Source organism: Nocardioides sp., assembly GCF_014360585.1.
Classification (GTDB): domain Bacteria; phylum Actinomycetota; class Actinomycetes; order Propionibacteriales; family Nocardioidaceae; genus Nocardioides.
Map to the genome: position 1 here is coordinate 23,202 of NZ_JACIXG010000016.1, position 25,008 is coordinate 48,209.

Sequence of the window (25,008 nt, forward strand, 5' to 3'; positions counted from 1 at the left end):
AGTGCTCTACCGGGAAGGGGGCGAGAGGGACCGGATGACGGCGGGTATCGCAGCGGCGACCCCGCTCGCCGTGACCGGTCCACCGTCGCTCGCCAGCGTCGCTGCCGCGCCGTGCAGCCAGGCGCCCGCCGACGCCGCGTCGATGGGGGCGAGACCGGCAGCGAGCAGCGAACCGATCAGCCCGCCGAGCACGTCCCCGGATCCGGCGGTGGCCAGCCAGGAGGTCCCGGTCGTGTTGACCCGTACCGGCGTGTCAGGGTCCGGCGACGCGATCGTGGTGCGCCGCCCCTTGAGCAGCACCACGGCGTCGAACCGCTGGGCCGCGAGCCGCGCATAGTGCAGCGGACGAGCCTCGATGTCACCGCGGTCCTCGCGGATCAACGTCGCCAGCTCGCCCGCGTGCGGCGTCAGGATCGCGGGCACCCCGAGCGGCCCGTTCAACGGACGCAGGCTGTCGGCGTCAATGACCAGAGGTACGCCGCTGGCCCGTGCGAACGCGAGCGCGCTGTTGGCGCCGTCAGCGCTGCCGGAGCCGACCACCCAGGCCTGCGCCTGGCCGTCGCCGACGACCTCCGGGTGACGGCGCTTGACCCACTCCGAGGCGGTGCCGACGTAGCGCACCATCCCGGCGAGCCCGGTGTTGGCGCCGGCGACAGCCAGCAGTGCGGCACCGGGATAGGTGGCGCTGCCGACCCGCAGCCCGACGACCCCGCGGGAGTACTTGTGTCCGTCCGGCGCCGGTCGCGGCACCAGCGCGGCCACGTCGGCCGCCTCGAGGCTCTCGACCACCGGTGTCGGCAGGTCGAGTCCGATGTCGACCAGCTGCACCGTCCCGCACGCGGAGGCCGTCGGGTCGAGCAGATGACACGGCTTGTACGTGCCGAAGGTGACCGTCAGGTCCGCGCTCACGTGGGCCCCGTCGATCTCCCCGGTGTCGACGCAGACCCCGCTCGGCGTGTCGACGGCGACCACCGGAACCCCGGCGAGCGCCTCCAGCGCCTCCTCGGCGTCCGGCCTCAGCCCGGGCTTCCCCCCGATCCCGACGATCCCGTCGACCACGACGTCGACTGTGTTGGTCTCACTGCGCCTGATCTGGCCGGGTCTCCGCCTAGCGGCTCCGACGGCTCGACCAGCGGTGTGACCGTCGGTCGAGCCGGGTTCGTGAGGTACGAACGAACCCGTGTCGAGACCAACACAGTGCCCTCCCGCCGCCTTCAGCGCGGCCACCCCACCCGCGTGCGCCCGATCCGACAGCAACCACGCCTCGACCCGCGCCCCGCGACGCGCGAGCAGCGCCCCGGCGTACAAAGCGTCGCCACCGTTGTTGCCGCTCCCGACGAGCAGGACGACGCGCTTCCCGTAGGCGCCGCCGAGGCCTCGCCCGCGAAGGTGGCTGATGACCGCGTATGCCAGCCCGGCAGCCGCACGCTGCATCAGGGCGCCTTCCGGCAGACTCGCCATCAAGGCTTTCTCTGCTGCTCTGACCTGCTCAACCGAGTGCGCACGCCGCATGGGCCCAACCCTACGCGCCCCGTCCTCGCAGCGTACGGGCCGAAGGGCTCGAACACCCATCCGAAGGGCTCGAACGAACCCATCCGAAGGGCTCGAACGAACCCAGTCAGTTCTCCAGGACGACCATGGCCGAGGCGATCCCGGCATCGTGGGAGAGCGAGAGGTGGACGGTGACCACGCCGAGCTTCGTGGCCTGCGCCAGCACGGTGCCGCGGAGCTCGAACCGCGGCTGGCCGGACGACTCCGAGATCACCTCGGCGTCGTGCCACTCCATCCCCACCGGCGCGCCGAGCGCCTTGGCCAGCGCCTCCTTCGCGGCGAACCGGGCGGCCAGCGAGGCCATCGGCTTCGTCGCCTCGGCCGGGGTGAACAGGCGCTCACGCAGCCGCGGCGTACGCTCCAGCGACTCCTCGAAGCGTCCGAGGTCGCAGACGTCGATCCCGACTCCGAGGACAGCCATCAGCGCGCCGCCGTCACTCGACCGTGACGGACTTGGCGAGGTTGCGGGGCTGGTCGACGTCGTAGCCGAGCTCGGTGGCGAGCTGGCAGGCGAAGAGCTGCAGCGGCACGACCGCGACCAGAGGCTGCAGCAGCACCGGCACCTTGGGCAGCCGGATGATCGTGTCGGAGACCGCGTCGACCGAGTCGTCGCCCTCCTCGACCAGCGCGATGGTCCGCGCTCCGCGGGCGCGCACCTCCATGATCCCCGAGCGCATCTTGTCGTGGAGGAAGTCGCGGCCGCGCGGGGGCACGATGCACCAGATCGGCAGGCCCTCCTCCACCAGCGCGATCGGACCGTGCTTGAGCTCGCCGGCGGCGAAGCCCTCGGCGTGCAGGTAGGCGAGCTCCTTGAGCTTGAGGGCACCCTCCAGGGCGACCGGGTAGCCGGCGTGGCGGCCCAGGAACAGGAACGCCCGACGGTCGGCGTACTCACGCGCCAGGTCATAGACCTGCGGCGCGGTCTCGAGGACCTTCGAGACCGCGTCGGGCATCGCCTCGAGCTGGGTCATCACCCCGTCGATCTCGTCGCCGTACATCGTGCCCTTGGCCTGCGCCAGGTAGAGCGCGAGCAGGTAGCAGGCGACCAGCTGGGTGACGTACCCCTTGGTCGACGCGACCCCGATCTCCGGACCGGCGTGGGTGTAGATGACCGCGTCGGACTCGCGCGGGATCGTGGATCCGTTGGTGTTGCAGATCGCCAGCACCTTGGAGCGCTGCGAGCGCGCGTGCCGGATCGCCTGCAGGGTGTCGGCGGTCTCGCCGGACTGCGAGATCGCGACCACGAGCGTCGAGTTGTCGAGGATCGGGTCGCGGTAGCGGAACTCGGAGGCCAGCTCGACCTCGACGGAGATCCGGCACCAGTGCTCGATGGCGTACTTCGCCACCATGCCCGCGTAGAACGACGTCCCCGCGGCGATGATGATGATCTTGGTGACCTCGCGCAGCTCGTCGTCGTCGAGCCGCATCTCGTCGAGGTGGAGAGCCCCCGAAGGCGTACGCCGCCCCAGCAGCGAGTCGGCGACGGCACGAGGCTGCTCGAGGATCTCCTTGCGCATGAACCAGTCGTGGCCGTCCTTCTCGGCGGCGGCCAGGTCCCAGTCGACGTGGAAGCGGCGGCCCTCGGCGACGGTGCCGTCGAAGTTGGTGACCGTCGCCCCCTCGCGGGTGATGGTGACGACCTGGTCCTGGTCGAGCTCCAGCGCCTCGCGGGTGTGCTCGATGAACGCGGCGACGTCGGAGCCGAGGAACGACTCCCCCTCGCCCAGACCGACCACGAGCGGGCTGTTGCGCCGGGCGGCGACGACCCGGGACGGGTCCTCGGCGTCGATGGCGACGAAGGTGAACGCACCTTCGAGGATCGAGCACACCTTCTGCATCGCGACCGTCAGGTCGGCTCCGCCGACGACCTCGCGCTCGAGCAGGTGGGCGGCGACCTCGGTGTCGGTCTGCGAGCTGAAGTCGTGACCGTCGCCCTCCAGCGAGGCACGCAGCTCGGCGAAGTTCTCGATGATCCCGTTGTGCACGACCGCGACGCGTCCGGTGCGGCCGACGTGCGGGTGCGCGTTGTCGTCGGTCGGGCCGCCGTGGGTCGCCCAGCGGGTGTGACCGATCCCGGTCGTCGACGCCGGCAGCGGCGCGTCCGCGATCGCCTTCTCCAGGTTGGCGAGCTTGCCGGCCTTCTTGTCCGTGGCCAGCTTCCCGTCGGCGATCAGCGCGATCCCCGCGGAGTCATAGCCGCGGTACTCCAACCGCCGCAGGCCATCGATCACGACGCCCTGCGCCGACCGGTCTCCGACGTACCCAACGATGCCGCACATGGCCGATGATCCTACGGCTCTCATGGGCCCCATAAGGAAGCGGCGGCGCAGGTACGTAACAATCGATGCCATGTCACACCCCGGGCCACACGGCGATGACCGCGGCTCTTCGCCCTACGTCGAGCTCGACCGTAGCGCGTGGGCCGAGCTCGCGACCGAGACCGAGAGTCCGCTGACCGAGGCCGAGATCGAGTCTCTGCGTGGCCTGGGGGACCAGATCGATCTCAACGAGGTCGAGGAGGTCTACCTGCCGCTGAGCCGCCTGCTCAGCCTCTACGTCAGCGCCTCGGACAAGCTCCACGACCAGCAGGAGCTGTTCCTCGGCAAGACGATGCCGGAGCGTACGCCCTTCGTCATCGGCGTCGCCGGGTCCGTCGCCGTCGGCAAGTCGACCACCGCCCGCGTACTCCAGCAGATGCTCGCGCACTGGCCCGAGCACCCCAATGTCGCCCTGGTCACCACCGACGGGTTCCTCTACCCCAACGCCGAGCTCGAGCGTCGCGGTCTGATGGAGCGCAAGGGCTTCCCGGAGTCCTACGACCGCAAGGCCCTGCTCCGGTTCCTCGTCGACCTCAAGTCCGGCGAGGACGAGGTGCGCGCGCCGATCTACTCACACCTCACCTACGACGTCACCGACCGGACCGTGACCGTCAAGAAGCCCGACATCGTCATCCTCGAGGGGCTCAACGTCCTGCAGCCCTCCCGGGTGCGCGCCGACGGCACCATCTCGCTGGCCCTCTCCGACTTCTTCGACTTCTCCGTCTTCGTCGACGCCGACTCGCGCGACATCAAGCAGTGGTACGTCGATCGCTTCCTGCGTCTGCGCGAGACGGCCTTCCGTGACCCGTCGTCGTACTTCACCAAGTACGCCGCCCTGTCTCACGACGAGGCCGTCACCCGCGCGACCGAGATCTGGAACGAGATCAACGGCCCCAACCTCCGCCAGAACGTCCTCCCCACCCGCTCCCGCGCCACGTTGGTGCTGAGGAAGGACCGCGACCACTCCGTCCGCTACGTGCGCCTGCGGAAGATCTGATCCCCCCGCTGGTCGAGCCGGATTCGTGAGGAACGAACGAATCCGTGTCGAGACCAACACGTTCCCATCAGCGCTCGTTCGAGACCGTGTTGGTCTCGACACGCCTTCGCCTAGCGGCTCCGGCGGCTCGACCAGCGAGGGAAGCTACAGGGCGAGCCGCGTGCGTACGACGTCCGCGAGCCGCTCAGCACACGCCTCGGCCTCGTGGTGAGTCGGAGCCTCGACCATGACGCGGACGAGGTTCTCGGTGCCGGAAGGGCGCAGCAGGACGCGGCCGGAGCCGGCAAGAGCCTTCTCCTCGGCGGCGATGGCCTCGAGAAGGCCGTCGTCGGTCTTGCAGCGGGTCTTGTCGACGCCCTTGACGTTGAGCAGGACCTGCGGGAGCCGGGTGACTGCGGAGGCGAGGTCGGCGAGGGTGCGGCCGGTGAGGCTCATCCGCTGCAGGACGTGCAGCGCGGTGAGGATGCCGTCGCCGGTGGTGGCGTGCTCGCTCATGATGATGTGGCCGGACTGCTCGCCGCCGATGGTGTAGCCGCCGCGACGCATCTCCTCGAGCACGTAGCGGTCGCCCACGGCGGTCTGCTTCACCTGGACGCCTGCGGCGTCCATCGCCTTGACGAAGCCGAGGTTGCTCATCACGGTGACGACCACGGTGCCGCCCGGGAGCCGGCCGGTGTCGTGCAGGCCGAGGGCGAGGATCGCGATGAGCTGGTCGCCGTCGACCAGGTTGCCGTCACCGTCGACGGCCAGGCAGCGGTCCGCGTCGCCATCCCAGGCGAAGCCGACGTCGGCGCCGTGCTCGACGACCGCCTTCTGCAGCATCTCCGGGTGGGTCGAGCCGACGCCGTCGTTGATCGAGAGGCCGTCGTTGATGTCGTTGATCGCGATCACCTTCGCACCGGCCTGGCGCAGGGTCAGCGGACCCGCGACGGCCGCGGCGCCGTTGGCGCAGTCGACGACGACGGTCAGTCCGTCGAGACGTCGCTCGAGCGTGGAGACCAGGTGGGCTGCGTACGCCTCCACCGGGTTCTCGTGGTACGAGATCCGGCCCACGGATGCGCCGGTCGGACGGTCCCACGGCTCTTCGAGGTGTGCCTCGATCCGGTCCTCGAGCACGTCGTCGAGCTTGTGCCCGCCGCGCTGGAGGAACTTGATGCCGTTGTCGGGCATCGGGTTGTGGGAGGCCGAGATGACCACGCCGAGGTCGGCCTGGAGAGCCGCCGTGAGGTAGGCGACCCCCGGCGTCGGCAGCACGCCCACCTCGATCACGTCGCAGCCGGCCGAGGCCAGACCGCCGGCGACCGTCGCCTGCAGGAACTGTCCCGAGACGCGCGAGTCGTTGCCGATGACGGCCAGCGGCTTGCGCCCGCTGCCAGAGACCCGCAGCTCCTCGGTCAGGACCAGTGCTGCAGACGTCGCCAGGTTCTGGGCGAGCGAGGCGGTGAGGACCTCGCCGTTCGCGAGACCGCGAACTCCATCAGTGCCGAAAAGGCGTGCCACGTCCGTGTGACCTTCTTTCGTACGTCGGCCCCCGCCCGAAAAGACTTGGGGTGCCTCGGCAAGCCGAGGCACCCCAACAATCTAGGCGATCAGCGCTTGCTGAACTGCGAAGCCTTGCGGGCCTTCTTGAGACCGGCCTTCTTCCGCTCCACGACGCGAGCGTCGCGGGTCAGCAGACCGGCCTTCTTCAGGGTCGGGCGGTTGGCCTCTTCGTCAACGATGTTGAGCGAGCGGGCCACGCCGAGACGCAGCGCGCCGGCCTGGCCGGCGATGCCGCCGCCGTCGATGCGGGCGATCACGTCGAAGCGACCCTCGAGCTGCAGCGCAGCGAACGGCTCGTTCGCGATCTGCTGGTGCAGCTTGTTGGGGAAGTAGTCCTCGATCGTGCGGCCGTTGATGGTCCACGAACCGGTGCCCGGGACGATCCGGACGCGGGCCACGGACTCCTTGCGGCGGCCGGTGGCGGCAGCCGGGGCGATGGTCGCCGGGCGCTCGGGGGCGTCGGCGGAGGGGGCGCTCTCGGAGGTGAAAGCAACGCCCTGCTCGTCGGTCTCGAAGGTCTCCTCGACCTCTGCGGTGTTCTCAGTCATGTCCTGGTCCTGGCTCACTGGGAGATCTGCTTGATCTCGAACGGAACGGCCTGCTGCGCGACGTGCGGGTGCGTCGGACCGGAGTAGACCTTGAGCTTCTTGAGCATCTGACGGCCGAGCTTGTTCTTCGGCAGCATGCCCCACACAGCGGTCTCGATCGCCTTGCGAGCGTCCTTCTCGAGGATCTCGCCGATCGGGGTCGCGGTCAGACCGCCCGGGTAGCCCGAGTGGCGGTAGGCCAGCTTGGTCTTGGCCTTGTTGCCGGAGAGGGAGACCTTCTCGGCGTTGATGATGATGACGAAGTCGCCGGTGTCCGCGTTGGGCGCGAAGATCGGCTTGTGCTTGCCCCGGAGGAGCTCAGCGGTCTGGACGGCGAGGCGGCCGAGACGGACATCGGCCGCGTCGATCACGAGCCAGGCGCGCTCGATGTCGCCCGGCTTGGGAGCGTAAGTACGCACGTGTGCCTTCTTAGTTCGTAGTGCCCGCTCAGCGGGTGCAGAGCGGGATGTTGCTGCGTGGCTTCTGACGAACACGGCCCGGCTTGCCCTGTCCCCGGGAGTTCCCAGCGACAGTCATCCGGATCTGCGCCCCTGACCGTGCGAATGATCAGGACGCGGCAGGAGTCACGACCGAACAAGGTTACGAGCCGCCATACACCAGAGACAAATCAAGACGTACGCCGCCGGGCCGCCGCCACCCGGATCCAGGCACGGCGACAAGCACCGCTGGCCGGCCGACGACATGGCGACAGCGATAGGACATCTGGCGTACCCTGATCGTAGGATTGTCTGACAATCAGATGATCTCGCCTCAGATCACCAGAACACCCCATGAGATGGAGGAGTGCGATGACCCTGCTCAACGAAGCTCAGGACACCGTTGCGACCAGCCTGACCCCCGCCGCCTTCGCCGCCGCCGAGGCGCACTCCGCGCACAACTACCACCCTCTCGAGGTGGTGATCAGCCACGCCGAGGGCGCGTGGGTGACCGACGTCGACGGTCGCCGTTGCGTCGACATGCTGGCCGGCTACAGCGCGCTGAACTTCGGTCACGGCCACCCCGCTCTGCTGTCCGCGGCCCGTGAGCAGCTCGACAAGGTCACCTTGACCTCCCGCGCCTTCGTGCACGACCAGTTCGCCGAGTTCACCGAGCGTCTGGCCGCGATGTGCGGCAAGGACATGGTGCTGCCGATGAACACCGGCGCCGAGGCCGTCGAGACCGCCATCAAGGTCGCCCGCAAGTGGGGTTACGACGTCAAGGGCGTCCCCGCCGACCAGGCCGAGATCATCGTGATGGCCGGCAACTTCCACGGCCGCACCACCACCATCGTCGGCTTCTCCGACGACGCCGAAGCGCGCGACGGCTTCGGCCCGTTCGCCCCCGGCTTCGTGATGGTCCCCTACGCCGACCTCACCGCGATCGAGGCCGCCATCACCCCCAACACGGTGGCCGTCCTGGTCGAGCCGATCCAGGGCGAGTCCGGCGTGGTCATCCCTGCCGACGACTTCCTGATCGGGCTGCGCGAGCTCTGCACCCGCGAGAACGTGCTCTTCGCCGCCGACGAGATCCAGGCCGGCCTCGGCCGCACCGGCTACACCTTCGCCTGCGACCACGCCGGCGTGAAGCCGGACATGTACATCCTCGGCAAGGCGCTCGGCGGCGGCATCGTCCCCGTCTCGGCGGTCGTCGCCGACAAGGACGTCCTCGGCGTGATCGGCCCCGGCCAGCACGGCTCCACCTTCGGCGGCAACCCGCTCGCCTGCGCCGTCGGCACCGCCGTCGTCGAGCTGCTCGAGACCGGTGAGTTCCAGGCCCGCGCCGAGTCGCTGGGCAAGGTCCTGCACGACCGGCTGATGGCGATGGTCGGCAATGGCATCGTCGGCTTCCGCTCCCGCGGCCTGTGGGCCGGCGTCGACATCGACCCGGCCGTCGGCTCCGGTCGCGAGATCTGCGAGCGCCTCCTGGCCCGCGGTGTACTCGCCAAGGACACCCACGGCTCCACCATCCGCCTCGCGCCGCCCCTGGTGATCACCGAGGAGGACCTCCACTGGGCCCTCGACCAGCTCGAGGCCGCCGTCAAGGCCTGACACCCCGACAGATACGACGGGACGTTCTTGTCGGCTGCCACGCGGCAGACCGACGAGAACGTCCCGTCGTATCTGGAGATCAGCGAACCAAGTTAACCGCGGGTCGGCGCCGGGTCGAGCTGCTTGGTGACGTCCGGGATGACGTACACCTTGCCGATGAAGACGTCCTTGGCCGTGATCGGGACGAAGCGGATCCGCTCGTGCACCTCACGGCTGCCGGTGAGCGTGGTCCATCGGTTGCCGACCGTGCTGGCGTACGCGTTGATCGTGCCGAAGTAGGTGGACCCGACGTAGACCTTGGCTCGCCCCCGGGTAGGTCCGACGCGGTACTGGATCCGCAGCTTCTTGGCCGAGTAGCGCTCGGTGGTACGTGCCGGCTTGCCGTACTCGTCGAGCCCTCGCACGGAGGTCCAGATCTTGCCTCCCGCAGGAGACCCGGCGCCGATGGTCCAGTTCCCGTCCATCGGCGTGATCGGCGCATGGGAGCACTTCCAGCTCGTCCACGCCGAGTAGTTCCCGGCCGCGTCGTACGCCCGGATCCGGTGGCAGCTCGCTGAACCCGACCAGTCGACACCCACCGGCATCGAAGTGCTGGTCGTCGTGGACGTACCGCCCTGGACATAGGAGGTCTGGCCGCCCCACTTCGCGGCCACCTCATAGCCGGCGACCTTGACGTTGTCGCTGCCTCGCCACGACGCCTTGACGGTGTAGGTGCCGTAACGGTTCCGCGTCGCCGGGAAGACAGGCGACACCGAGAACGCGGTCATCCGCGGGGGCGTGGTGTCAGGGCTCGCGACCGGATTCGGGGCCAGCTCGGACCAGTTTCGCGGTTGCTAGGGAACCACCTTGCTCGAGCCCAGCGGCGTGGTCGAGCGCAGCGCCCACAACCCGACGAACCGGAACGGGCGGGTGCCAGCGGAGATAGCCCGGACCTTGATCCCGCCGGTCAGGTTGGCGGACTTCTGCAGCGTCACGGTCTTGTAACCGTACTTGGTCGCGTAGCCGTTGACCGTGCCGAGCAACGTCGACCCGACGAGGATCCTCGCCTTGCCGTACTTGGGGCCGGTGCGCACCTTGACCCGGACGCCCTTGGCGCGATAACTCGCCGACCGGAGGGGATTGTTCGAGGCCCCGTTGTTGTGCACGTAGTAGTGGAAGACACGATCGTCGAAGCCGCCCTGCACGAACTCCTCCGTGCCGAGCGGAGCGTGGCTGCACTTCCACCCCGACCATCTGCCCGTCGTCCCGGCGCTGTTGACGGCGCGTACGCGACGACAGATCTGGTCACCGGAGTAGATGTGCCCCGCGACCGAGGTGCGCGAGGCTGCGTAGTTGGCGATGGTCGACCGGTAACCAGAGCCCATGGAATCGGTGCCGACCATCGACCCCGTCCGCTTGCCGTGCCAGGTCTGCACCTGGTACTTCGCGACGCCTGCGGTGGTCGTCGGTTTCCACCGGAAGGGCGGGGTGGCACTCCAGTGCGTGCCGCGCCAGCGCATCGAGGCGGGCGCGACGAACTTCGGGTAAGAGGTCGAGGCGATCGACGGAGGCGCGGTCGCGGCCGACGCGCTCGGGGCGCCGCTCGCAGCCGGGGTGAGCACAGCCGCGACCAGTGCTACTGCACCGACGAGGCGCGTCATACGCGCGCCTCGAGCGGCGGAAATCCATGACATGGGGGACTCCTTGAGAAGAGCCGGCTCACGGACACTCCCGGAGCCTGGCCCGCGGAGCATAGCGAACACCCTCAGGGGTGTGCGCGCGTTCGTGTAACACGTCGTTCGTAGGTCTACTCGCCTTTTATAACGACCGGATAGTCCTACGAACGACGTGTTACAGCTCCTTACCGCTCCGCCGATCCCAACGCCGCGGAGTCGGCCCTCAGCCCTCGCTCAGCCCTCCGGCTGCCACCTCTGGTCGAGTACGAAGTCGACGGCGCGGTCCACCGGGATCGCGCTGTCGCCGTACACGCTGACGGTGTAGACGGGGCCCTGGAAGACGACGAGGTTCACCGGGTCGGCGGGCTTGCCCATCCAGCGGCGCTTCTTGCCGAGCCCGATGAAGACCTCGTTGCCGTCGACGGTGCGGATGATGCAGCTCTTGTAGTCGGCGCGGCGGCACGCCTTGTCCATCTGGATCGGGTTGAGCGTCTCCTCCAGCCGTACTTCGACAAGGCCCGGTTCCCCGCCGGAGAAGCCGTCAGTGTCCTTCTTGACTTCGGTCAGAGCGACGTACGCCTCATGGTCGAAGCGCGTCGGCATGCCGTCGAACCACTTCGCCGGGGTTCCAGGCGGGACCAGCGTCTTCCGTGCGATCCTGCCCAGCTCCTTGGCGTCGACCGCAGGCGGAACATCCAGCTCCGGGACGACCAGCCGGGGGTCGGCTGCGGCCGCCATGACCTCCTTCTCGCCGAGGTCGACTCCGGAGACGGGGATCGTCGAGTTGTTGCCGAACAGCGAGTCGAGAGTGATCGCGACGACCGTCCCGTCGGAGCGCTCGACGGCATAGGTGCGTACGCCGTCACGCGTCGCGATTCTCGCCGACTTTGCCCCTGGATGATCGACGTCATCACAGGTCCAACCGGGGTCCTCGCACAGGAAGCCGACCCCATCCCAGCCGGACCCGACGGCCAGCTGAACCATCCCCAGACCGTCCTCGCTTTCGACGGTCCACCCCAGCTTCGTGCCGATGGTGCGCCCGCTGCCGGCCTCGCCGCCCTGCATGTTGGAGACAGTCTTGTCGAGATGCTGCCCGGTGGGATCGAGGTGCTCGGCGAGGATGTCTCGATACTCCTGAAGCACCGGGAGGTCGCGAGACCACGAGGCGCCAGGGCCGTTGAAGGCCGCTGGCCACAGAGCCGTCGCGTCGCCCCCAGGGGTCTTCACCGGCGTGACCACCCGGTCGGGCACCGGCGACGGCTCCGCCGACGTCTCGCCCGACTTCTCCAGCGGACCCGCCGCCTGCTCGTCGCCCCTCAGCAACGTCGTCTGCTGGGCGACCACGACACCCCCGGCCGCCATGACCGCCACCGCGGCGGCAGCCGCGACGGGCACCGTCCACCTCTTCGTACGACTCTCCTGCGAGATCGCCTGCATCAGCTCCGCCTCTCGCCGCGCCTTCACGTGGGGGCGCAGACTGCGTTCAGGAATTCCGGTCATCACTTCTCCCCTTCACCCATGAGCGCGGCGACCCGCTTGCGTGCGCGGGAGAGCCGGCTGCGTACGGTCCCGACAGGAATGTCGAGTGCCTGGGCAACTTGCAGATACGAGAGGCCGTCCCAGGCGATGAGCATCAGGATCTGACGGTCCTTGCGGCTGAGCCGGTCGACCGCCGCGAGGAGCTCGGCCATCCGGCGCTCTTCGTCGAGGCGGCGTACGACTCCGTCCGCATGGTCCTCGGCGTCCTCGAGGCGCACCAGCTGCAGCCTGCCCGCCAGCGCGTTCTGCCGGCGGGCACCACGGGTGGCGTTGCGGCAGACGTTCTCGGCGACCGTGTAGAGCCACGGCATCAGCGAGCCGTCGTAGGCGACCGCCCGCTCCCGCACCCGCCAGACCTCCAGGAACGCCTGGGACATCACGTCCTCGGCGAGGTTCCAGGAAGCCACGCGACGGAAGCAGAAGTTGTAGACCGGGTCCGCATAGCGCCCGAACAGCTCCGCCATCGCCTCGTGGTCGCCCCGGCGCAGACGCTCCGCCAGACCGCTGTCGTCTTCGGTCACCACGAGCCCGAAGCTCTGGGACTCACTACCTCTCACGCACCCTCTATGTCCGGTGCGCCCGGAAAGGTTCCACCTCCGGCCGCACGCACTCGTGTAACACGTCGTTCGTAGTACTACTCGCCTTTTATAACGACCGGATAGTCCTACGAACGACGTGTTACACGCCCCGCAGTCACCCCGACCCCAGCAGCTCCAGCAACACCGGCAGCGACCCCGCCAGCACCCCCAACAGCTCCTCGCGCGACAACCCGGCCGCATCTGCCTTCCACGACAAGACCATCTCCTCCGACATCGCCTGCCAGCCCCTGACGATCAGCCGGGCAGCAGGACTGTCGACGACGAAGTCGACGTCGGCCTCGAAGATCCGGGTCCCGAGGGCTCCGAAGGCCTCGTCGTAGATCGCGCGGAGGACCGGATCGCTCGCGGCGCCGCGGACCATCGAGACGTACCCCTCGTAGTTGGCGTCGACGAAGTCCACATACGCGGTCATCGATGCCAGCAGGCGCTCGACCGGCTCCCCGGTCTCGGGCGGCGCGGTCTGAGCGACGAGGGCCTCGGCGGCACGCCGAACGACCGCCTCACGGAAGGCCATCTTGTCGCCGAAGTAGTGGTAGAGGAGCCCGCGCGAGATGCCGGCCTCGCGCGCCACCACGTCGATGGAGATCTCGTCGAGGGAGTGGTTCGCGAAGAGGCGCACACCCAGGTCGAGCAGCTGCTCACGACGTTGCTCGGGCGTCAGTCTCGTCCGTTGGCTCATGCGAACCATTCTATTGACATCTGTTCAATAGGCAAGAATACTCTCGGTATGACCACTGCTGACCTCACCCCCGTCGACCACCTGATCGTCGGTGCCGGCTTCGGAGGCCTGTGCGCGGCGATCAAGCTCGAGGAGGACGGCGAGCGCGACTTCGTCGTCATCGAAAAGGGCTCCGGCGTCGGCGGCACCTGGCGCGACAACACCTATCCCGGTGCCGCCTGCGACGTGCCCAGCCAGCTCTACAGCTACTCCTTCGCGCTCAACCCCGACTGGTCGATGAGCTTCTCGCCCCAGCCGGAGATCGAGGCGTACATCAAGAAGGTCGCCGAGAACTCGGGCACCTTGGACCGCTTCGTCTTCGACACCGCGATGACCGCCGCGACCTGGGACGAGACCCAGCAGCGCTGGCTCGTCGAGACCGAAGGCAGGACCGGCAAGAAGACGTACGCAGCGACCACCCTCATCGCCGGCCCCGGCGCCCTCAGCGAGCCGAAACTGCCCGACATCGAGGGCATCGAGGGCTTCCAGGGCGAGATCTTCCACTCCGCGCAGTGGAACCACGACACCGACCTCACCGGCAAGCGGGTCGCGGTGATCGGCACCGGCGCCAGCGCGATCCAGATCGTCCCGGAGATCCAGAAGAAGGCGGCGCGCCTCGACGTCTACCAGCGCACCGCGCCGTGGGTCCTCCCCCGCAACGAGCATCGCTACTCCAAGCTCGAGAAGGCCGCCTTCCGCCACGTCCCCGGCGTCCAGCGGCTCGCCCGGGCGGCGGTCTACTGGGGCCTCGAGGTCCGTGTCCTCGGCCTCGCCGTCCAGCCCAAGCTCACCTTGGCCCACCAGCTGATGGCGCAGAACAACATCCGCCGCGGCATCAAGGACCCCGAGCTGCGCCGCAAGGTCACCCCCGACTACACCCTCGGCTGCAAGCGCACGCTGATCTCCAACGCCTACTACCCGGCGCTGGCCGCCGACAACGTCGACCTGATCACCGACGGCATCGCCCGGGTGAGCGAGAACGCGATCGTCGCCAAGGACGGCACGACCCGCGAGATCGACGTCCTCGTCGTGGCGACCGGCTTCTACACCACCGACCTCCCGATCGCCCACACTCTCACCGGCAGCAAGGGCCGCACGATGGCGGAGCGGTTCGCGGAGACCGGGATGAGCGCCTACAAGGGCACCACGGTCCCCGAGTTCCCCAACCTCTTCTTCATCGTCGGCCCGAACACCGGCCTGGGCCACTCCTCGATGGTCTACATGATCGAGTCGCAGGTGGCCTACGTCCGTGACGCGATCCGCACCATGCGCACCAACGCCTACGCTGCGGTCGAACCCACCGAGGACGCCACCTCCGCCTGGAACGACGACCTGCAGCGCAAGATGGCGAACACGGTCTGGTCCGAGGGCGGCTGCGCGTCGTGGTATCTCGACGAGCACGGCCGCAACACCACCCTGTGGCCCACCTTCACGTTCCTGTTCCGCCACCTGACCAGCAAGTTCGACGTCGACAAGTACGTCGTCACCGCGGCCTCGACAAGCCCGACGGTCTCGACCGTCTCGACAAGCTCGACCACCAATGAGGAGAGTGTTCCCGCATGAAGTCCTTCGACGACAAGGTAGTCGTACTCACCGGAGCCGGATCCGGGATCGGCCGCGCCCTCGCGGTCGACCTCGCCGGCCGCGGCGCCCGCCTGGCGCTCTCCGACGTCAACGAGGCCGGGCTGGCCGAGACCGTCGAGCTCGCCAAGCAGACCGGAGCCCGCGGGATCAAGTCCGACAAGCTCGACGTGGCCGACCGAGAGGCGTTCAAGACGTACGCCGAGGGCGTCATCGCCCACTTCGGCACGGTCAACGTGGTGATCAACAACGCCGGTGTCGCGCTCTCCGGTCGGGTCAACGACCTCGACTGGGAGGACATCGACTGGATCATGGGCATCGACTGGTGGGGCGTCGTGCACGGCACGAAGTTCTTCCTGCCGGCCCTGATCGAGTCCGGCGACGCGCACATCGTGAACATCTCCTCGCTGTTCGGGCTGGTCTCGATGCCCGACCAGGCCTTCTACAACGCAGCCAAGTACGCCGTGCGCGGCTTCACCGAGGCACTGCGCGAGGAGATGCTCATCGACGGTCACAACGTCGGCGTCACCTCCGTCCACCCCGGCGGCATCAAGACCGCGGTCGCCCGCAGCGCCCGCGTCTCGGCCAAGGACGACCAGGCCGCGACCGCGAAGTTCTTCGACGAGAAGCTCGCCAAGATGGAGCCTGCCCGCGCCGCCGAGATCATCATCAAGGGCATCGAGAAGAAGCAGGCCCGCGTGCTCGTCGGCCTCGACGCCCACGTGATCCACAACTTCGGCAAGTTCACCGGCTCGCGCTACCAGGACCTCATCGCGCTGGGGGCCAAGTACGTCATGCCCAAGAAGAGCGGCTGAGGCCCGCACACGCTCCTAGACTGAGCGCCATGCGCTTCGAGGCCGGTCATCCTGTTCGTGTCGAGTTCACGAAGTGGGGTGGCCGGCCTCACTGGTCCTTCACGGGCCTCTACCTCGGCGAGGACGAGCACGGCGAGTGGATCGGCCACCCGGTCGGCACCGAGTTCGCCCGCCCTGGGCGAGACTGGGTCGCCGACTGGGACTCGGTCACCCTGGTCCCCCACCATGATGCCGCCCACTTCCCCGCCTTCAACCGGCCGAACGGGCGAGTGACCTCGCAGATCTACGTCGACATGTGCACCCCGCCGGTGTGGCAGGACTCGACGGTGACCTGCATCGACCTGGACCTCGACGTCGTCAAGAAGTTCGACGGCTCGGTCTACATCGACGACCAGGACGAGTTCGAGCACCACCAGATCGAGTACGGCTATCCGCCCGAGATCATCTCGATGACCGAGGACTCCGCCGAGCGCGTCTATCTCGCGGTCAAGGAGAGCCAGGCGCCGTACGACGCGACCCCTGAGCGCTGGTTCGAGGTGCTCGCCGGACTATGAGCCTATGAGTCGGGCTCTGCCGCCGACACCGGAGCGGTTCGTTCCTTCCGCAGCGGACCGACCAGGCGCGGCCCGGACAGACGCGTCTCGATGCGCCACGACCGGCGGCTGAGGGGCTGGGCGATGAACTCGCCCAGGTAGACGCCGGAGGCGAGCGCCAGCGCGACGGAGGCGGCGGTGAAGAGGGCGACCAGACCGACCGAGGTGGTCGCCGGCGTCTCCTGGGCGAGCATGGTGAGCCCGCGGTAGATCGAGTAGCCGGGCAGGAACGGCACGACCGAGGAGACCACGATGACCAGCGGCGGCACCTTCAGCCGGGTGGCGACCGAGTAGGCGATCAGACCGATGAAGAGGGCGGCCACCGTCACCCGCCACGTCCGGCCGATGTCGCCGGGTACGACCATCGACAGGATCACGGCGACAGCGGCGATGACCGCGATCGGCGCCAGCGTCCGCTTGGGCGCGTACGCCGCGTACGCGAAGGCCGCGGCGCCGACCGCACCGCCCACGGCCGCCAGGGTGATCGACTGCAGCGAGGTGACGCTGCTCGCCATCGCTCCGTGGATCGGCACGCCGACCGCGCCCGCGAACACGAGTCCACCGGTGACCCCGGCGATGATCCCCGCCGTGGAGACCAGCGCCTCCAGGATCCGGGCGCTGGCGGTGACGTGGAATCCCGTGAGCGCGTCCTGCAGCGCACCCATGAAGCTGATCCCGGCCAGCATCACGGTGATGTTGGCGGTGATCGAGGTGGAGACGTTCAGCTCCAGCGGCAGCGCAGCGGCGACGACCGCCAGCAGCGTGGCCACGCCGGCGCCGGCGACCTGCAGGTAGAAGAGCGGCAGCCGCCAGCGGCGGTGGAGGTAGTGCTGCAGCTGGTCGATCGTGGCACCTGAGATGAAGGCGAGGACGACGACACCGACCTGACCCCCGACGTAGACCGTGAACGCCGCGGCCATCGTCGCCATGCCGAGCGTCACGGCCCAGCGCGGCCGGCGGTGACCACCGGAGATGATCCGACCGAGCGCGATCCGGGCACCCTGGAGGTCCACCTCGTCGCGTACGACCTGGCGGACCAGGTGGTCGACGGCGGTCAGGTGGTCGTAGTCGATGGTGCGGTGCTTGACCTGGCGGGTGGTGTGCACCGGGATCGCCTCTGGATCGCCTTGGTAGCTCATCGAGAGGCTGGTGTAGGTGACGTCGACCTCGGCCTCGCGAAGGCCCAGGTGCTGGGCGAGCGACCTCATCGTCGCGGTCACGTCGGCTGCCCCGGCGCCGGTCGAGATCAGCAGCTCACCGACGCGGAGGCAGAAGTCCAGAGTCATGCTCACGTCGCGCGCATCCACCGTCACAGAGTGCCACCGGGCCGGTGAACGACAGCATCCAGGGTGCTCGACAAACGCGCCCGCTCAAGGAACGCTCGTTACATGCGGATCGACTTCCATCCCTCCCCCCGGCCGACGCTCGGCGTCGAGTGGGAGCTCGCGCTCGTCGACCGCGAGACCAGGGACCTGGTCAACGTCGCCGACCACCTCTTCGCCCGGGCCAAGGCACGGGTTCCCAACCCCGAGCGGATCCACAAGGAGCTGCTGCGCAACACCGTGGAGATCGTCACCGGGGTCTGCGAGAGCGTCGAGGAGGCGATCGACCAGATCCGGGAGACGACCACCGGAGTCGTGAGCGCCGGCGACGACCTCGGCGTGGACCTCTTCGGCGCCGGGACCCACCCGTTCGCCTCCTGGACCACGCAGGAGCTCTCCGCCGGGCATCGCTACCAGGAGCTGATCGACCGCACCCAGTGGTGGGGCCGGCAGATGCTGATCTGGGGCGTGCACGTGCACGTCGGGATGCCGTCGCGCGAGCGCGTGCTGCCGGTGCTCAACGGCCTGCTGACCTACTACCCCCACTTCCAGGCGCTGTCGGCGTCGTCGCCGATCTGGGCTGGCGTGGACACCGGCTACGCCTCCAACCGGGCCTTGATGTTCCAGCAGCTGCCGACGGCCGGGCTGCCGTTCCAGTTCGCGGCGTGGGAGGAGTTCGAGGCGTACGTCTCGGACCAGACGATCACCGGCGTGATCGACGACATCAGCGAGATCCGTTGGGACATCCGGCCCTCGCCCCGGCTCGGCACCATCGAGAACCGGATCTGCGACGGGGTCGCCACCATCCAGGAGCTGGCCGCGATCGCCGCGCTGGCGCACTGCCTCTGTGTCGACCTGGATGCCCGGGTCGCGGCCGGGGAGCCCGTGGCCACGATGCCGCCGTGGCACGTCCAGGAGAACAAGTGGCGCGCCGCCCGCTACGGCCTGGACGCGATCGTGATCCTCAACGGCGCCTCCGAGGAGCGGCCGGTCACCGAGGACCTCGCCGACCTGCTGGTGCGGCTGGAGCCGGTGGCCGCGCGTCTCGGCTGCGAGAAGGAGCTCGCCGGGGTGCACGACATCATCCACAAAGGCGCCTCCTACCAGCGACAACGCGCCATCGCCGCGTCCACCGAGGGTGACCTGGTCGCGGTGGTCGACTCGGTCGTACGCGACCTGCGCGGGTCGATCTGACGGACCCGGTCAGCGCGGCGGCAGCGGCGGCAGCGCGTCGGTCGCCTCGAACTGCCCCATCCCGGTGACCCCGAGCAGGTCGACGATGATCGAGCGGATCTGGACGAGGATGACCTCGGCGTTGAGCGATTCCGTACGCTCCACCTCGGCCGACTGCTCACCGATCGCCATCAGCACCGACCTGGCCTCATGGCTCAGTCCGTCCGGAGTTCGGCCCGCGGCGAGCTCGGCCTCGACGACGTCGACGGCGTCGGCGAGCCCGAAGGCCAGCTGGTAGTAGCTCTCGGGCACCACGTCGCCGCGGTAGGCCGAGACCGCCGCCCGCCGCACCAGCACTCGAGTGCTCCGCAGCGCGCGGTCGAGCGGTTCGACGAGCTCGGCCATTCGATGCACGTGGCTTCGATGTCGGAACCGGAACGGCGAGACGGCCAGCACCGACATGCCCTCGTCGGAGGCGTCCTGCAGCTCGCGGATGAGCGGGTCGGTGGCACGCGCGTCGGCGAGCACCTTGAGTCCGTGGACCGCGTCCGCGTCGAGCATCACCTGGCCGGCGGCACGCAGCAGCGAGGCGATCTTCTTGGCCACGACGGCCGCCTGCTCGCCGGGGCGCCGCAGCGGCGCGGCGGGCACGATCGAGGCGGCCACCAGCGCGACCGCGCCACCGATCAACGCATCGGTCCAGCGCGTGAACGCCGCACCGGGAGTCGGCAGCAGACCCATCACGAAGATCGACTGCACCGCGGCCTGGTTGCGGAAGACCTGACCGGAGGAGATGAAGATGCCCACCGCCATCGCCATCGCGACCACCAGGGTCATCTGCCAGGCACCCTCGCCGATGACCTGGACCACGACGTCGCCCAGGAAGACCCCGAGCGCGACCCCGATGGTCACCTCGGTCACCCGCCGCAGGCGCTGGCCGTAGGAGGTGCCGAGGCTGACCACCGCCGCGATCGGCGCGAAGACGGGTTGGACGTGGCCCAGCAGACCGGCGGCGATGAACCACGCCACCCCGGCCGCCCCGGCGGCCTGGACCACGTGCCACCGCTTCGACTTCAGCCGCGCCAGCCGGCGGCGTACGTCGGAACGCATCTGCTCACGGGTGACTCGTGGAGCAGCAAGGCGCATGACGTGATCCTATCGAGGAGCGACTGTGTTGGTTTCGACACGACGCTCAACCGGCGGTCGCCCGCTGGTTGAGCCGCGAGGCCGTCCACGGCCGAGCGTGTCGAAACCAACACGGTCACCTATCGGGCGAGGGTCACCGAGACGGCCTGGCCGCCGCAGCCGTTGGCGGAGGTGAGATCGGTGAGGGCCGACTTCTCGGTGCTGTCGATGGAGAGACCCCACCTGATCTTCACCGAGACGTACTCCTTCAGGTAGCGGCACTTCTGGAGGTCGGGCATCCACCCGGCGGGGTCGGCGTCGGACTTCTCCTGGTTCTCGTTGTCGGTGACGCCGACCAGCGAGCCGTAGTAGCCGAGGTCGTTGGCGTAGGCGCGCCGCTCGGTCGAGGTCCAGGTGCGGGCCCCGGAGTCCCAGGCCTCGGCGAGCGGGACCATGTGGTCGATGTCGACGTCGCTGGTCGCGGTCCAGGAGAGACCGTCGTAATAGGAGTACCGGCGTCCGCCCGACAGCGAGCAGCCGGAGCCGACCGTGGGGGCCTCGTCGGCCTCCGCGATCAGCACCTCGTAACGGGTGTTGCAGCCGTCGCCGTCGGCGTCGATCCAGTGCTGGAAGAGGTCACGGTTGTAGCCGGTGCGGTTCTCGGCCGCGACGGGAAGGTCGCCGATCGCGGTCGTGAGCGACTGGGAGTAGGACTCGGCGTGCGCAGCCGCCGGAGTCGTGAGCGGCACGAGGGCGCCGCAGGCGAGGATGAAGAGGCCACGGAGTTTCATGGGGGGCTCCCGAGGTGAGGTGTTCGGTCGCCCCCTGACGATGCCGCGTTTTACGCACCCTGCGTAACGGAGTTACCAGATGTCTCGAGGAGTTCACCCAGACCACGCTCGACCAACCCCTGCGCGCCGCCGTTCCCGTGGGCCGCGACCACGGCCCGCAGTCGCGCGCGGGTGATGTCGGAGACGTACGCCATCTCCGCCTTGGCCGCGTTCGAGCCGGGCCGGGTCGGCTCGGCGATCTGGACGGACCAGCACGTACGCCGCGCCCCGTCCTCCACGTTGGCCAGCGCGACCGCGTGGCCGGTGGTCCCGGAACCGGCGAAGAAGTCGAGGACTCTCGCGTCGAGCGGCATCGTGGCCAGGATCCGCCTGATCAGACCGGTCGGCTTCGGCGACTCGAACAGTGGCCCCACCAGCGACTTCAGCTCCGCGACGGCGGAGTCTGTCGAGCCGATCTCCTCGGCCAGCCAGATCGTGGTGAGCTTCTTGCGTCTCGCGTCGCCGGAGGCATCGCGGGAGAGCCAGTCGCGCTGATAGACGTCGACCCGCTCCCCCAGCTTCCCGCGTACGCGACGGCACATCAGGTCGTCGGGACGGGCCGCGATCAGTGGGGCGCTCCACCGCCAGACCGCCGGACGGCCGTCACCGAAGACCGGCCAGATCTCCTGAGCACCGGTGAACGGCTCGACGGCGACGCGACCGGAGTCGGGATCGCCCCACACCGGGAAGTGGAGCGACTTGGCCGTCGCCGGGTTGAACTTCTTGTTGGTGTTGCGCAGCGGCAGCCGCCGGTAGTGGCGCCCGTCGTCGGTGACCAGCGGGAAGTCCCGCTCGTTGACGGCCTCGGGGATGCTCGACTCCAGTGCGCAGGACCGGGCGTCCTTGGCATAGACCAGCAGATACTCGTGGGAGGTCGCGAACCCGTTGCCGAGCTGGCGGCCCTTGGGGTTGAGGTTGACCACGATCTGCGCGAACCGGTTGCGCTCGTCGAAGACCTCATCCATCAGGACCTTCAGATGAGCGGCCTCGTTGTCGTCGATGGAGACGTAGATCGCCGCGCGGTCCGACATGACGGCGCTGGCCGCCTCCAGCCGAGGCCTCATCATCGCGACCCAGGCGTCGTGGCGTCCGGCCCGGCGGCCGTCCTCACCGCGCCGATCGTCCTGGTAGGCGAAGAGGCTGCCGGTGTTGTAGGGCGGGTCGATGTAGATCAGGTCGAACTTCTCCCCCGCCTTCGCGAGCGCCCGGAGCACATCGAGGTTGTCGCCCTCGACGAACGTGTTCCACGGCTCCCTCACGCGAGGAACGTTAGCCGACCGGCCCCTCCTGAGTGGATAGCAAGGCGACCGACCGCTCGGCGACCAGGCACTGGATGTTGGTGCCCTTCGGCGCGGCGACGTCGAGGACCACGTCGCTCCCGGTCGTACGAGCCGTGATCGTCGCCGGGTCCGGGGACTCGCAGCCGTCGTAGACGGTCTGGGCATAGAGCCGCTGGCCTGCCGGGACGTGCGCGAGCAGCGTGGTCGCCTTCGTGGTGAACGGAGTCTGGAGCGAGGTCCCGAGGGTGGCGGCGTACGCCTCGATCGCGGCCTTGTCGGGAAGCGGCGTCGCGGTCGTCTCCAGGCTGCCTTCGGCCGCGCCGCCGGCGGAGACGATGCCGCGGACGGGTTTCTCCGAGCTCGGCGGCCGGGACGGCTCCGGCTGTGGCTTCGGCTTGGGCGGCGGAGACGAGGCCGGCGCGGAGGCCGAGGGCGAGGCCCCTGGGTCCGTCGCTTCCTCGGGAGTGCCGCAGGCCGCGACCATGAGCGCCGTCGCAGCGAGTGCGAGTGGGAGGAGACGCTTGGGGTGCATATCTCAAATACTCCCCGCGGCACCAAGCCGTTGCACTCCCACGGGCAGGCCCCGGCATCTGGGCAGCTGCGCGGACGGGAAGATGCGGATGGGATGATCACGGCGTGGCCCGCTTCACCCAGGCCGAGCTCCAGACCTACTACGGCGCCTCGGTCCCCGACCTTCTCCCCGCAGACGACCAGCCCCTGCGCCTCCTCTTCGTCGGCATCAACCCCGGCCTGTGGACCGCGGCGACGCAGACCCACTTCGCGCACCCGCTCAACCGGTTCTACCCCGCGATCTTCCGCGCCGGGATCACCACGCGTCCCATCGACGCCTCTGCGGGCATGACGGCCGAGGACCGCGACTACTTCCGGGCGCGAGGCATCGGCTTCACCAACATCGTCCGCCGCGCCACCGCCAAGGCCTCCGAGCTCACCAACGCCGAGCTCAAGGAGGGCGGCGCCGAGCTGTTCTCCCTGGTCGCACGGCGGAAACCGAACGTCGTCGCGATCGCCGGGATCACCGCCTACCGCACCGCCTTCAACCGCCCCAAGGCCAAGCAGGGCCGCCAGCCGGAGCCGCTGGCCGGCGCCGACCTCTGGGTCGTGCCGAACCCGTCAGGCCTCAACGCCCACGAGACCGTCCCGACCCTGGCCGCCGCGTACGCCGAGGCGGCCCGCGCCGCCGGCCTGCTCTGAAAACTGCCGAGAAGTCGCCCCCGCAGGCCGAGACGTCACTCCCGTCGACCGAGGCGTCACTCTCGTCGGCCGAGAGGGCATCTGTGTGCCGTCTCGACCGACCTACCTGACGTCTCGGCCGACCTACCTGACGTCTCGGCAGGAGGTCAGAAGCCTGAGGGCGGCTCGGGCAGGTCGGGGACGCCTAGTTTGGCCAACAGGGCGATGGCGTCGTCGGCCGAGACCCGCGACGCCTGGGAGTGGAGCAGGTCGTCCACGGCGAGATCGACCTCGGCGGTGAGGCACACGAGCACGTCCTCACCCTCGGCATCAGCGGGCCCCTGGAAGGCGACGACGGGCAGGTAGACGAGGTCGAGCGACACGGCCTTCTGCAGGACACGTACGGCACCGAGCACCTCGCCACGCGGGTCGCTGACCTCGAGCGCGCGGCCGTCGATCTCCGCGGCCCCCGCGGCCGGCACCGAGACCACGCCGGCGGTCGAGGGGATGTCGTACTGCTCCACCACGGCGATCCCGCCGGGGTGCACCACGACGGCCTCGATCTCGCGGCCGGCGACCGGGACGTTGAGCACCACCAGCGCCGACTCGAGCTGGCCGAGCGCCTGACGGAGCTTCTCCTCGCCGAAGGTCTCGGGCGCGCCCAGGTCGAGCAGCCAGCCGCCGGCGGCCGTGGCCACCCATGCGGCGGTCTCCTGCTCCTTCAACGCCACCAGCTTCTCGGCCTCCTGCCGCAGCCGGTCGCGCTCGAGGGCCGCGTCGTGCGCCCGCCGCCGCTCGTCGTCGAGCTCGGCACGCAGCATCGCGACCTCGCTCTCGGCCATCTGCTGGAGCTCACGGCGCCGCTCCGCCTCTCGGGCTCGCTCTTCGGCCCGCTGCTTCTCCGCGCGCAGCCGGGCGACCTCGAAGCGGCGCACACCCTCCTCCAGTAGCCCGAGCGTGCGCTCGGAGACCGCGACATCGGCCCCCAACTCCAGCCGGTCCCGCAGCGCGCCCCAGTTGACCTCGGGATGGTCGGTCACGAGCGTCTCGAGCACCTTCACGAGTACGTCGCTCCCCACCCCCGCACGCGAGGCCAGCGAGGCCAGGTTGAACCGAGCCGGCGCAGGCGCCGGGGCCGAGGCAGAGGCAGAGGCGGCAGCCGGGGACGGAGTGGGAGCCAGGCTCCACTGACCCGGCGGTCCCTCGACGAAGCCGCCCGAGCCCAGGATGGAGAGCAGCTCCTCCTCGGTCAGCAGCACCCGCTTGCCCTTCAACGCGGCGCGCAGGACCTGCAGGCTCAACGGAGCCCTCAGGCGCAGGATCTCGGCGACGGCCGGCATGGATGAGTGGGGCATATGGCTGGCAAAGGGTTGTTCGAAACGAAGCTCTCGCAGGCGCGGCGATCGTACACCGGACCACCGACAGTTCCCGGCAGGCCACAGTTCGGCAAACACACCGCTACCCCAGGGGGCAATGACCGAGGTCGTCACGTGTCCCCGCGCCAGAGGTCACCGATGATGCCCCGTTCTCTCTTGCCCTAGGGG

The 25,008-nt window shown here is 69.2% G+C and carries 24 protein-coding genes; 7 read left to right on the top strand and 17 right to left on the bottom strand.

Annotation, left to right across the window (positions count from 1 at the left end; genetic code table 11):
- Positions 1-6: 6 nt before the first annotated feature.
- From H5T77_RS07650 to glmS, 3 genes are all read right to left on the bottom strand, one after another.
- A complete protein-coding gene (locus H5T77_RS07650; RefSeq protein ID WP_292647204.1) occupies positions 7-1,461 on the bottom strand; it encodes a bifunctional ADP-dependent NAD(P)H-hydrate dehydratase/NAD(P)H-hydrate epimerase in 1,455 nt (484 codons plus the stop codon).
- Between the two features lie 157 nt (positions 1,462-1,618).
- Positions 1,619-1,972, bottom strand: a complete 354-nt coding sequence (locus H5T77_RS07655; RefSeq protein ID WP_292647207.1) for a holo-ACP synthase — start codon at positions 1,970-1,972, stop codon at positions 1,619-1,621.
- Between the two features lie 13 nt (positions 1,973-1,985).
- Complete coding sequence (gene glmS, locus H5T77_RS07660; protein ID WP_292647209.1) at positions 1,986-3,830, bottom strand: glutamine--fructose-6-phosphate transaminase (isomerizing); 1,845 nt, start codon at positions 3,828-3,830, stop codon at positions 1,986-1,988.
- Positions 3,831-3,900: 70 nt separating this feature from the next.
- Here glmS and coaA point away from each other — a divergent pair, with 70 nt between their 5' ends.
- Complete coding sequence (coaA, locus tag H5T77_RS07665) at positions 3,901-4,866, top strand: type I pantothenate kinase (protein ID WP_292647211.1); 966 nt, start codon at positions 3,901-3,903, stop codon at positions 4,864-4,866.
- A gap of 144 nt (positions 4,867-5,010) precedes the next feature.
- Here the strand turns inward: coaA and glmM are convergent, their stop codons facing one another.
- The 3 genes from glmM to rplM form a co-directional block, all read right to left on the bottom strand.
- The gene (gene glmM, locus H5T77_RS07670; RefSeq protein ID WP_292647214.1) at positions 5,011-6,366 is read right to left on the bottom strand and encodes a phosphoglucosamine mutase; all 1,356 of its coding nucleotides are present in this window, start codon (positions 6,364-6,366) and stop codon (positions 5,011-5,013) included.
- Positions 6,367-6,455: 89 nt separating this feature from the next.
- Positions 6,456-6,956 carry a 30S ribosomal protein S9 gene (rpsI, locus tag H5T77_RS07675; RefSeq protein WP_292647216.1) on the bottom strand — a complete coding sequence of 167 codons (501 nt, stop codon included), beginning with the start codon at positions 6,954-6,956 and terminating at the stop codon, positions 6,456-6,458.
- Positions 6,957-6,970: 14 nt separating this feature from the next.
- Complete coding sequence (gene rplM / locus H5T77_RS07680) at positions 6,971-7,414, bottom strand: 50S ribosomal protein L13 (RefSeq protein WP_292647219.1); 444 nt, start codon at positions 7,412-7,414, stop codon at positions 6,971-6,973.
- A 390-nt stretch (positions 7,415-7,804) separates the two neighbouring features.
- On the opposite strand from rplM, the gene rocD reads away from it, so the two are divergent.
- Positions 7,805-9,043, top strand: coding sequence for an ornithine--oxo-acid transaminase (gene rocD, locus H5T77_RS07685; RefSeq protein WP_292647222.1), 1,239 nt, complete (start codon positions 7,805-7,807; stop codon positions 9,041-9,043).
- A 92-nt stretch (positions 9,044-9,135) separates the two neighbouring features.
- Here rocD and H5T77_RS07690 read toward each other — a convergent pair whose 3' ends face one another.
- The 5 genes from H5T77_RS07690 to H5T77_RS07710 form a co-directional block, all read right to left on the bottom strand.
- Positions 9,136-9,810 (bottom strand): hypothetical protein, encoded by a 675-nt coding sequence (locus H5T77_RS07690; RefSeq protein WP_292647225.1) that lies wholly within the window; start codon positions 9,808-9,810, stop codon positions 9,136-9,138.
- 66 nt (positions 9,811-9,876) lie between these two features.
- Positions 9,877-10,683, bottom strand: coding sequence for a hypothetical protein (locus H5T77_RS07695; protein ID WP_292647228.1), 807 nt, complete (start codon positions 10,681-10,683; stop codon positions 9,877-9,879).
- A gap of 249 nt (positions 10,684-10,932) precedes the next feature.
- Positions 10,933-12,198, bottom strand: a complete 1,266-nt coding sequence (locus tag H5T77_RS07700; RefSeq protein WP_292647230.1) for a hypothetical protein — start codon at positions 12,196-12,198, stop codon at positions 10,933-10,935.
- Complete coding sequence (locus H5T77_RS07705) at positions 12,198-12,794, bottom strand: RNA polymerase sigma factor (RefSeq protein WP_292647233.1); 597 nt, start codon at positions 12,792-12,794, stop codon at positions 12,198-12,200. The genes H5T77_RS07700 and H5T77_RS07705 overlap by 1 nt, the downstream gene beginning before the upstream one ends.
- A 136-nt stretch (positions 12,795-12,930) precedes the next feature.
- Positions 12,931-13,515, bottom strand: coding sequence for a TetR/AcrR family transcriptional regulator (locus H5T77_RS07710; protein WP_292647236.1), 585 nt, complete (start codon positions 13,513-13,515; stop codon positions 12,931-12,933).
- 48 nt (positions 13,516-13,563) lie between these two features.
- On the opposite strand from H5T77_RS07710, the gene H5T77_RS07715 reads away from it, so the two are divergent.
- Genes H5T77_RS07715 through H5T77_RS07725 form a run of 3 tightly spaced genes read left to right on the top strand, consistent with a single transcriptional unit; the run spans position 13,564 to position 16,504 of the window.
- Positions 13,564-15,117, top strand: coding sequence for a flavin-containing monooxygenase (locus H5T77_RS07715; protein WP_292647238.1), 1,554 nt, complete (start codon positions 13,564-13,566; stop codon positions 15,115-15,117).
- Positions 15,114-15,950, top strand: coding sequence for an SDR family NAD(P)-dependent oxidoreductase (locus H5T77_RS07720; protein WP_292647241.1), 837 nt, complete (start codon positions 15,114-15,116; stop codon positions 15,948-15,950). Before H5T77_RS07715 ends, H5T77_RS07720 begins: the two co-directional genes overlap by 4 nt.
- A 29-nt stretch (positions 15,951-15,979) precedes the next feature.
- Entirely contained in the window at positions 15,980-16,504 is a 525-nt protein-coding gene (locus tag H5T77_RS07725; protein ID WP_292647244.1) for a ribonuclease FAU-1 family protein, read from the top strand.
- 2 nt (positions 16,505-16,506) lie between these two features.
- On the opposite strand, the gene H5T77_RS07730 is transcribed toward H5T77_RS07725, so the two are convergent.
- Positions 16,507-17,829, bottom strand: a complete 1,323-nt coding sequence (locus tag H5T77_RS07730) for a threonine/serine exporter family protein (protein WP_292647289.1) — start codon at positions 17,827-17,829, stop codon at positions 16,507-16,509.
- A 102-nt stretch (positions 17,830-17,931) separates the two neighbouring features.
- On the opposite strand from H5T77_RS07730, the gene H5T77_RS07735 reads away from it, so the two are divergent.
- Entirely contained in the window at positions 17,932-19,059 is a 1,128-nt protein-coding gene (locus tag H5T77_RS07735; protein ID WP_292647245.1) for a glutamate--cysteine ligase, read from the top strand.
- 9 nt (positions 19,060-19,068) lie between these two features.
- Here H5T77_RS07735 and H5T77_RS07740 read toward each other — a convergent pair whose 3' ends face one another.
- The 4 genes from H5T77_RS07740 to H5T77_RS07755 all read right to left on the bottom strand — a co-directional run bounded on the left by H5T77_RS07740 (position 19,069) and on the right by H5T77_RS07755 (position 22,805).
- Positions 19,069-20,184 (bottom strand): FUSC family protein, encoded by a 1,116-nt coding sequence (locus H5T77_RS07740; RefSeq protein WP_292647248.1) that lies wholly within the window; start codon positions 20,182-20,184, stop codon positions 19,069-19,071.
- 119 nt (positions 20,185-20,303) lie between these two features.
- Positions 20,304-20,954 (bottom strand): HNH endonuclease family protein, encoded by a 651-nt coding sequence (locus H5T77_RS07745; RefSeq protein ID WP_292647250.1) that lies wholly within the window; start codon positions 20,952-20,954, stop codon positions 20,304-20,306.
- A gap of 50 nt (positions 20,955-21,004) precedes the next feature.
- Positions 21,005-22,252 (bottom strand): site-specific DNA-methyltransferase, encoded by a 1,248-nt coding sequence (locus tag H5T77_RS07750; RefSeq protein WP_292647252.1) that lies wholly within the window; start codon positions 22,250-22,252, stop codon positions 21,005-21,007.
- Positions 22,253-22,262: 10 nt separating this feature from the next.
- Positions 22,263-22,805 (bottom strand): hypothetical protein, encoded by a 543-nt coding sequence (locus H5T77_RS07755; RefSeq protein ID WP_292647255.1) that lies wholly within the window; start codon positions 22,803-22,805, stop codon positions 22,263-22,265.
- A 104-nt stretch (positions 22,806-22,909) separates the two neighbouring features.
- Between H5T77_RS07755 and H5T77_RS07760 the strand changes: the two genes are divergently transcribed.
- Positions 22,910-23,485, top strand: coding sequence for a mismatch-specific DNA-glycosylase (locus tag H5T77_RS07760; RefSeq protein WP_292647257.1), 576 nt, complete (start codon positions 22,910-22,912; stop codon positions 23,483-23,485).
- A gap of 146 nt (positions 23,486-23,631) precedes the next feature.
- Here H5T77_RS07760 and H5T77_RS07765 read toward each other — a convergent pair whose 3' ends face one another.
- Positions 23,632-24,819 carry a hypothetical protein gene (locus H5T77_RS07765; RefSeq protein WP_292647259.1) on the bottom strand — a complete coding sequence of 396 codons (1,188 nt, stop codon included), beginning with the start codon at positions 24,817-24,819 and terminating at the stop codon, positions 23,632-23,634.
- Positions 24,820-25,008 lie beyond the last annotated feature (189 nt).

Coding starts and splice junctions, on each gene's coding strand:
- H5T77_RS07650 (WP_292647204.1), bottom strand. CDS start 1,461: ATGGCGAGTCTGCCGGAAGGCGCCCTGATGCAGCGTGCGGCTGCCGGG.
- H5T77_RS07655 (WP_292647207.1), bottom strand. CDS start 1,972: ATGGCTGTCCTCGGAGTCGGGATCGACGTCTGCGACCTCGGACGCTTC.
- glmS (WP_292647209.1), bottom strand. CDS start 3,830: ATGTGCGGCATCGTTGGGTACGTCGGAGACCGGTCGGCGCAGGGCGTC.
- coaA (WP_292647211.1), top strand. CDS start 3,901: ATGTCACACCCCGGGCCACACGGCGATGACCGCGGCTCTTCGCCCTAC.
- rpsI (WP_292647216.1), bottom strand. CDS start 6,956: ATGACTGAGAACACCGCAGAGGTCGAGGAGACCTTCGAGACCGACGAG.
- rocD (WP_292647222.1), top strand. CDS start 7,805: ATGACCCTGCTCAACGAAGCTCAGGACACCGTTGCGACCAGCCTGACC.
- H5T77_RS07690 (WP_292647225.1), bottom strand. CDS start 9,810: ATGACCGCGTTCTCGGTGTCGCCTGTCTTCCCGGCGACGCGGAACCGT.
- H5T77_RS07695 (WP_292647228.1), bottom strand. CDS start 10,683: ATGACGCGCCTCGTCGGTGCAGTAGCACTGGTCGCGGCTGTGCTCACC.
- H5T77_RS07700 (WP_292647230.1), bottom strand. CDS start 12,198: ATGACCGGAATTCCTGAACGCAGTCTGCGCCCCCACGTGAAGGCGCGG.
- H5T77_RS07710 (WP_292647236.1), bottom strand. CDS start 13,515: ATGAGCCAACGGACGAGACTGACGCCCGAGCAACGTCGTGAGCAGCTG.
- H5T77_RS07715 (WP_292647238.1), top strand. CDS start 13,564: ATGACCACTGCTGACCTCACCCCCGTCGACCACCTGATCGTCGGTGCC.
- H5T77_RS07720 (WP_292647241.1), top strand. CDS start 15,114: ATGAAGTCCTTCGACGACAAGGTAGTCGTACTCACCGGAGCCGGATCC.
- H5T77_RS07725 (WP_292647244.1), top strand. CDS start 15,980: ATGCGCTTCGAGGCCGGTCATCCTGTTCGTGTCGAGTTCACGAAGTGG.
- H5T77_RS07730 (WP_292647289.1), bottom strand. CDS start 17,829: ATGACTCTGGACTTCTGCCTCCGCGTCGGTGAGCTGCTGATCTCGACC.
- H5T77_RS07735 (WP_292647245.1), top strand. CDS start 17,932: ATGCGGATCGACTTCCATCCCTCCCCCCGGCCGACGCTCGGCGTCGAG.
- H5T77_RS07740 (WP_292647248.1), bottom strand. CDS start 20,184: ATGCGCCTTGCTGCTCCACGAGTCACCCGTGAGCAGATGCGTTCCGAC.
- H5T77_RS07745 (WP_292647250.1), bottom strand. CDS start 20,954: ATGAAACTCCGTGGCCTCTTCATCCTCGCCTGCGGCGCCCTCGTGCCG.
- H5T77_RS07755 (WP_292647255.1), bottom strand. CDS start 22,805: ATGCACCCCAAGCGTCTCCTCCCACTCGCACTCGCTGCGACGGCGCTC.
- H5T77_RS07765 (WP_292647259.1), bottom strand. CDS start 24,819: ATGCCCCACTCATCCATGCCGGCCGTCGCCGAGATCCTGCGCCTGAGG.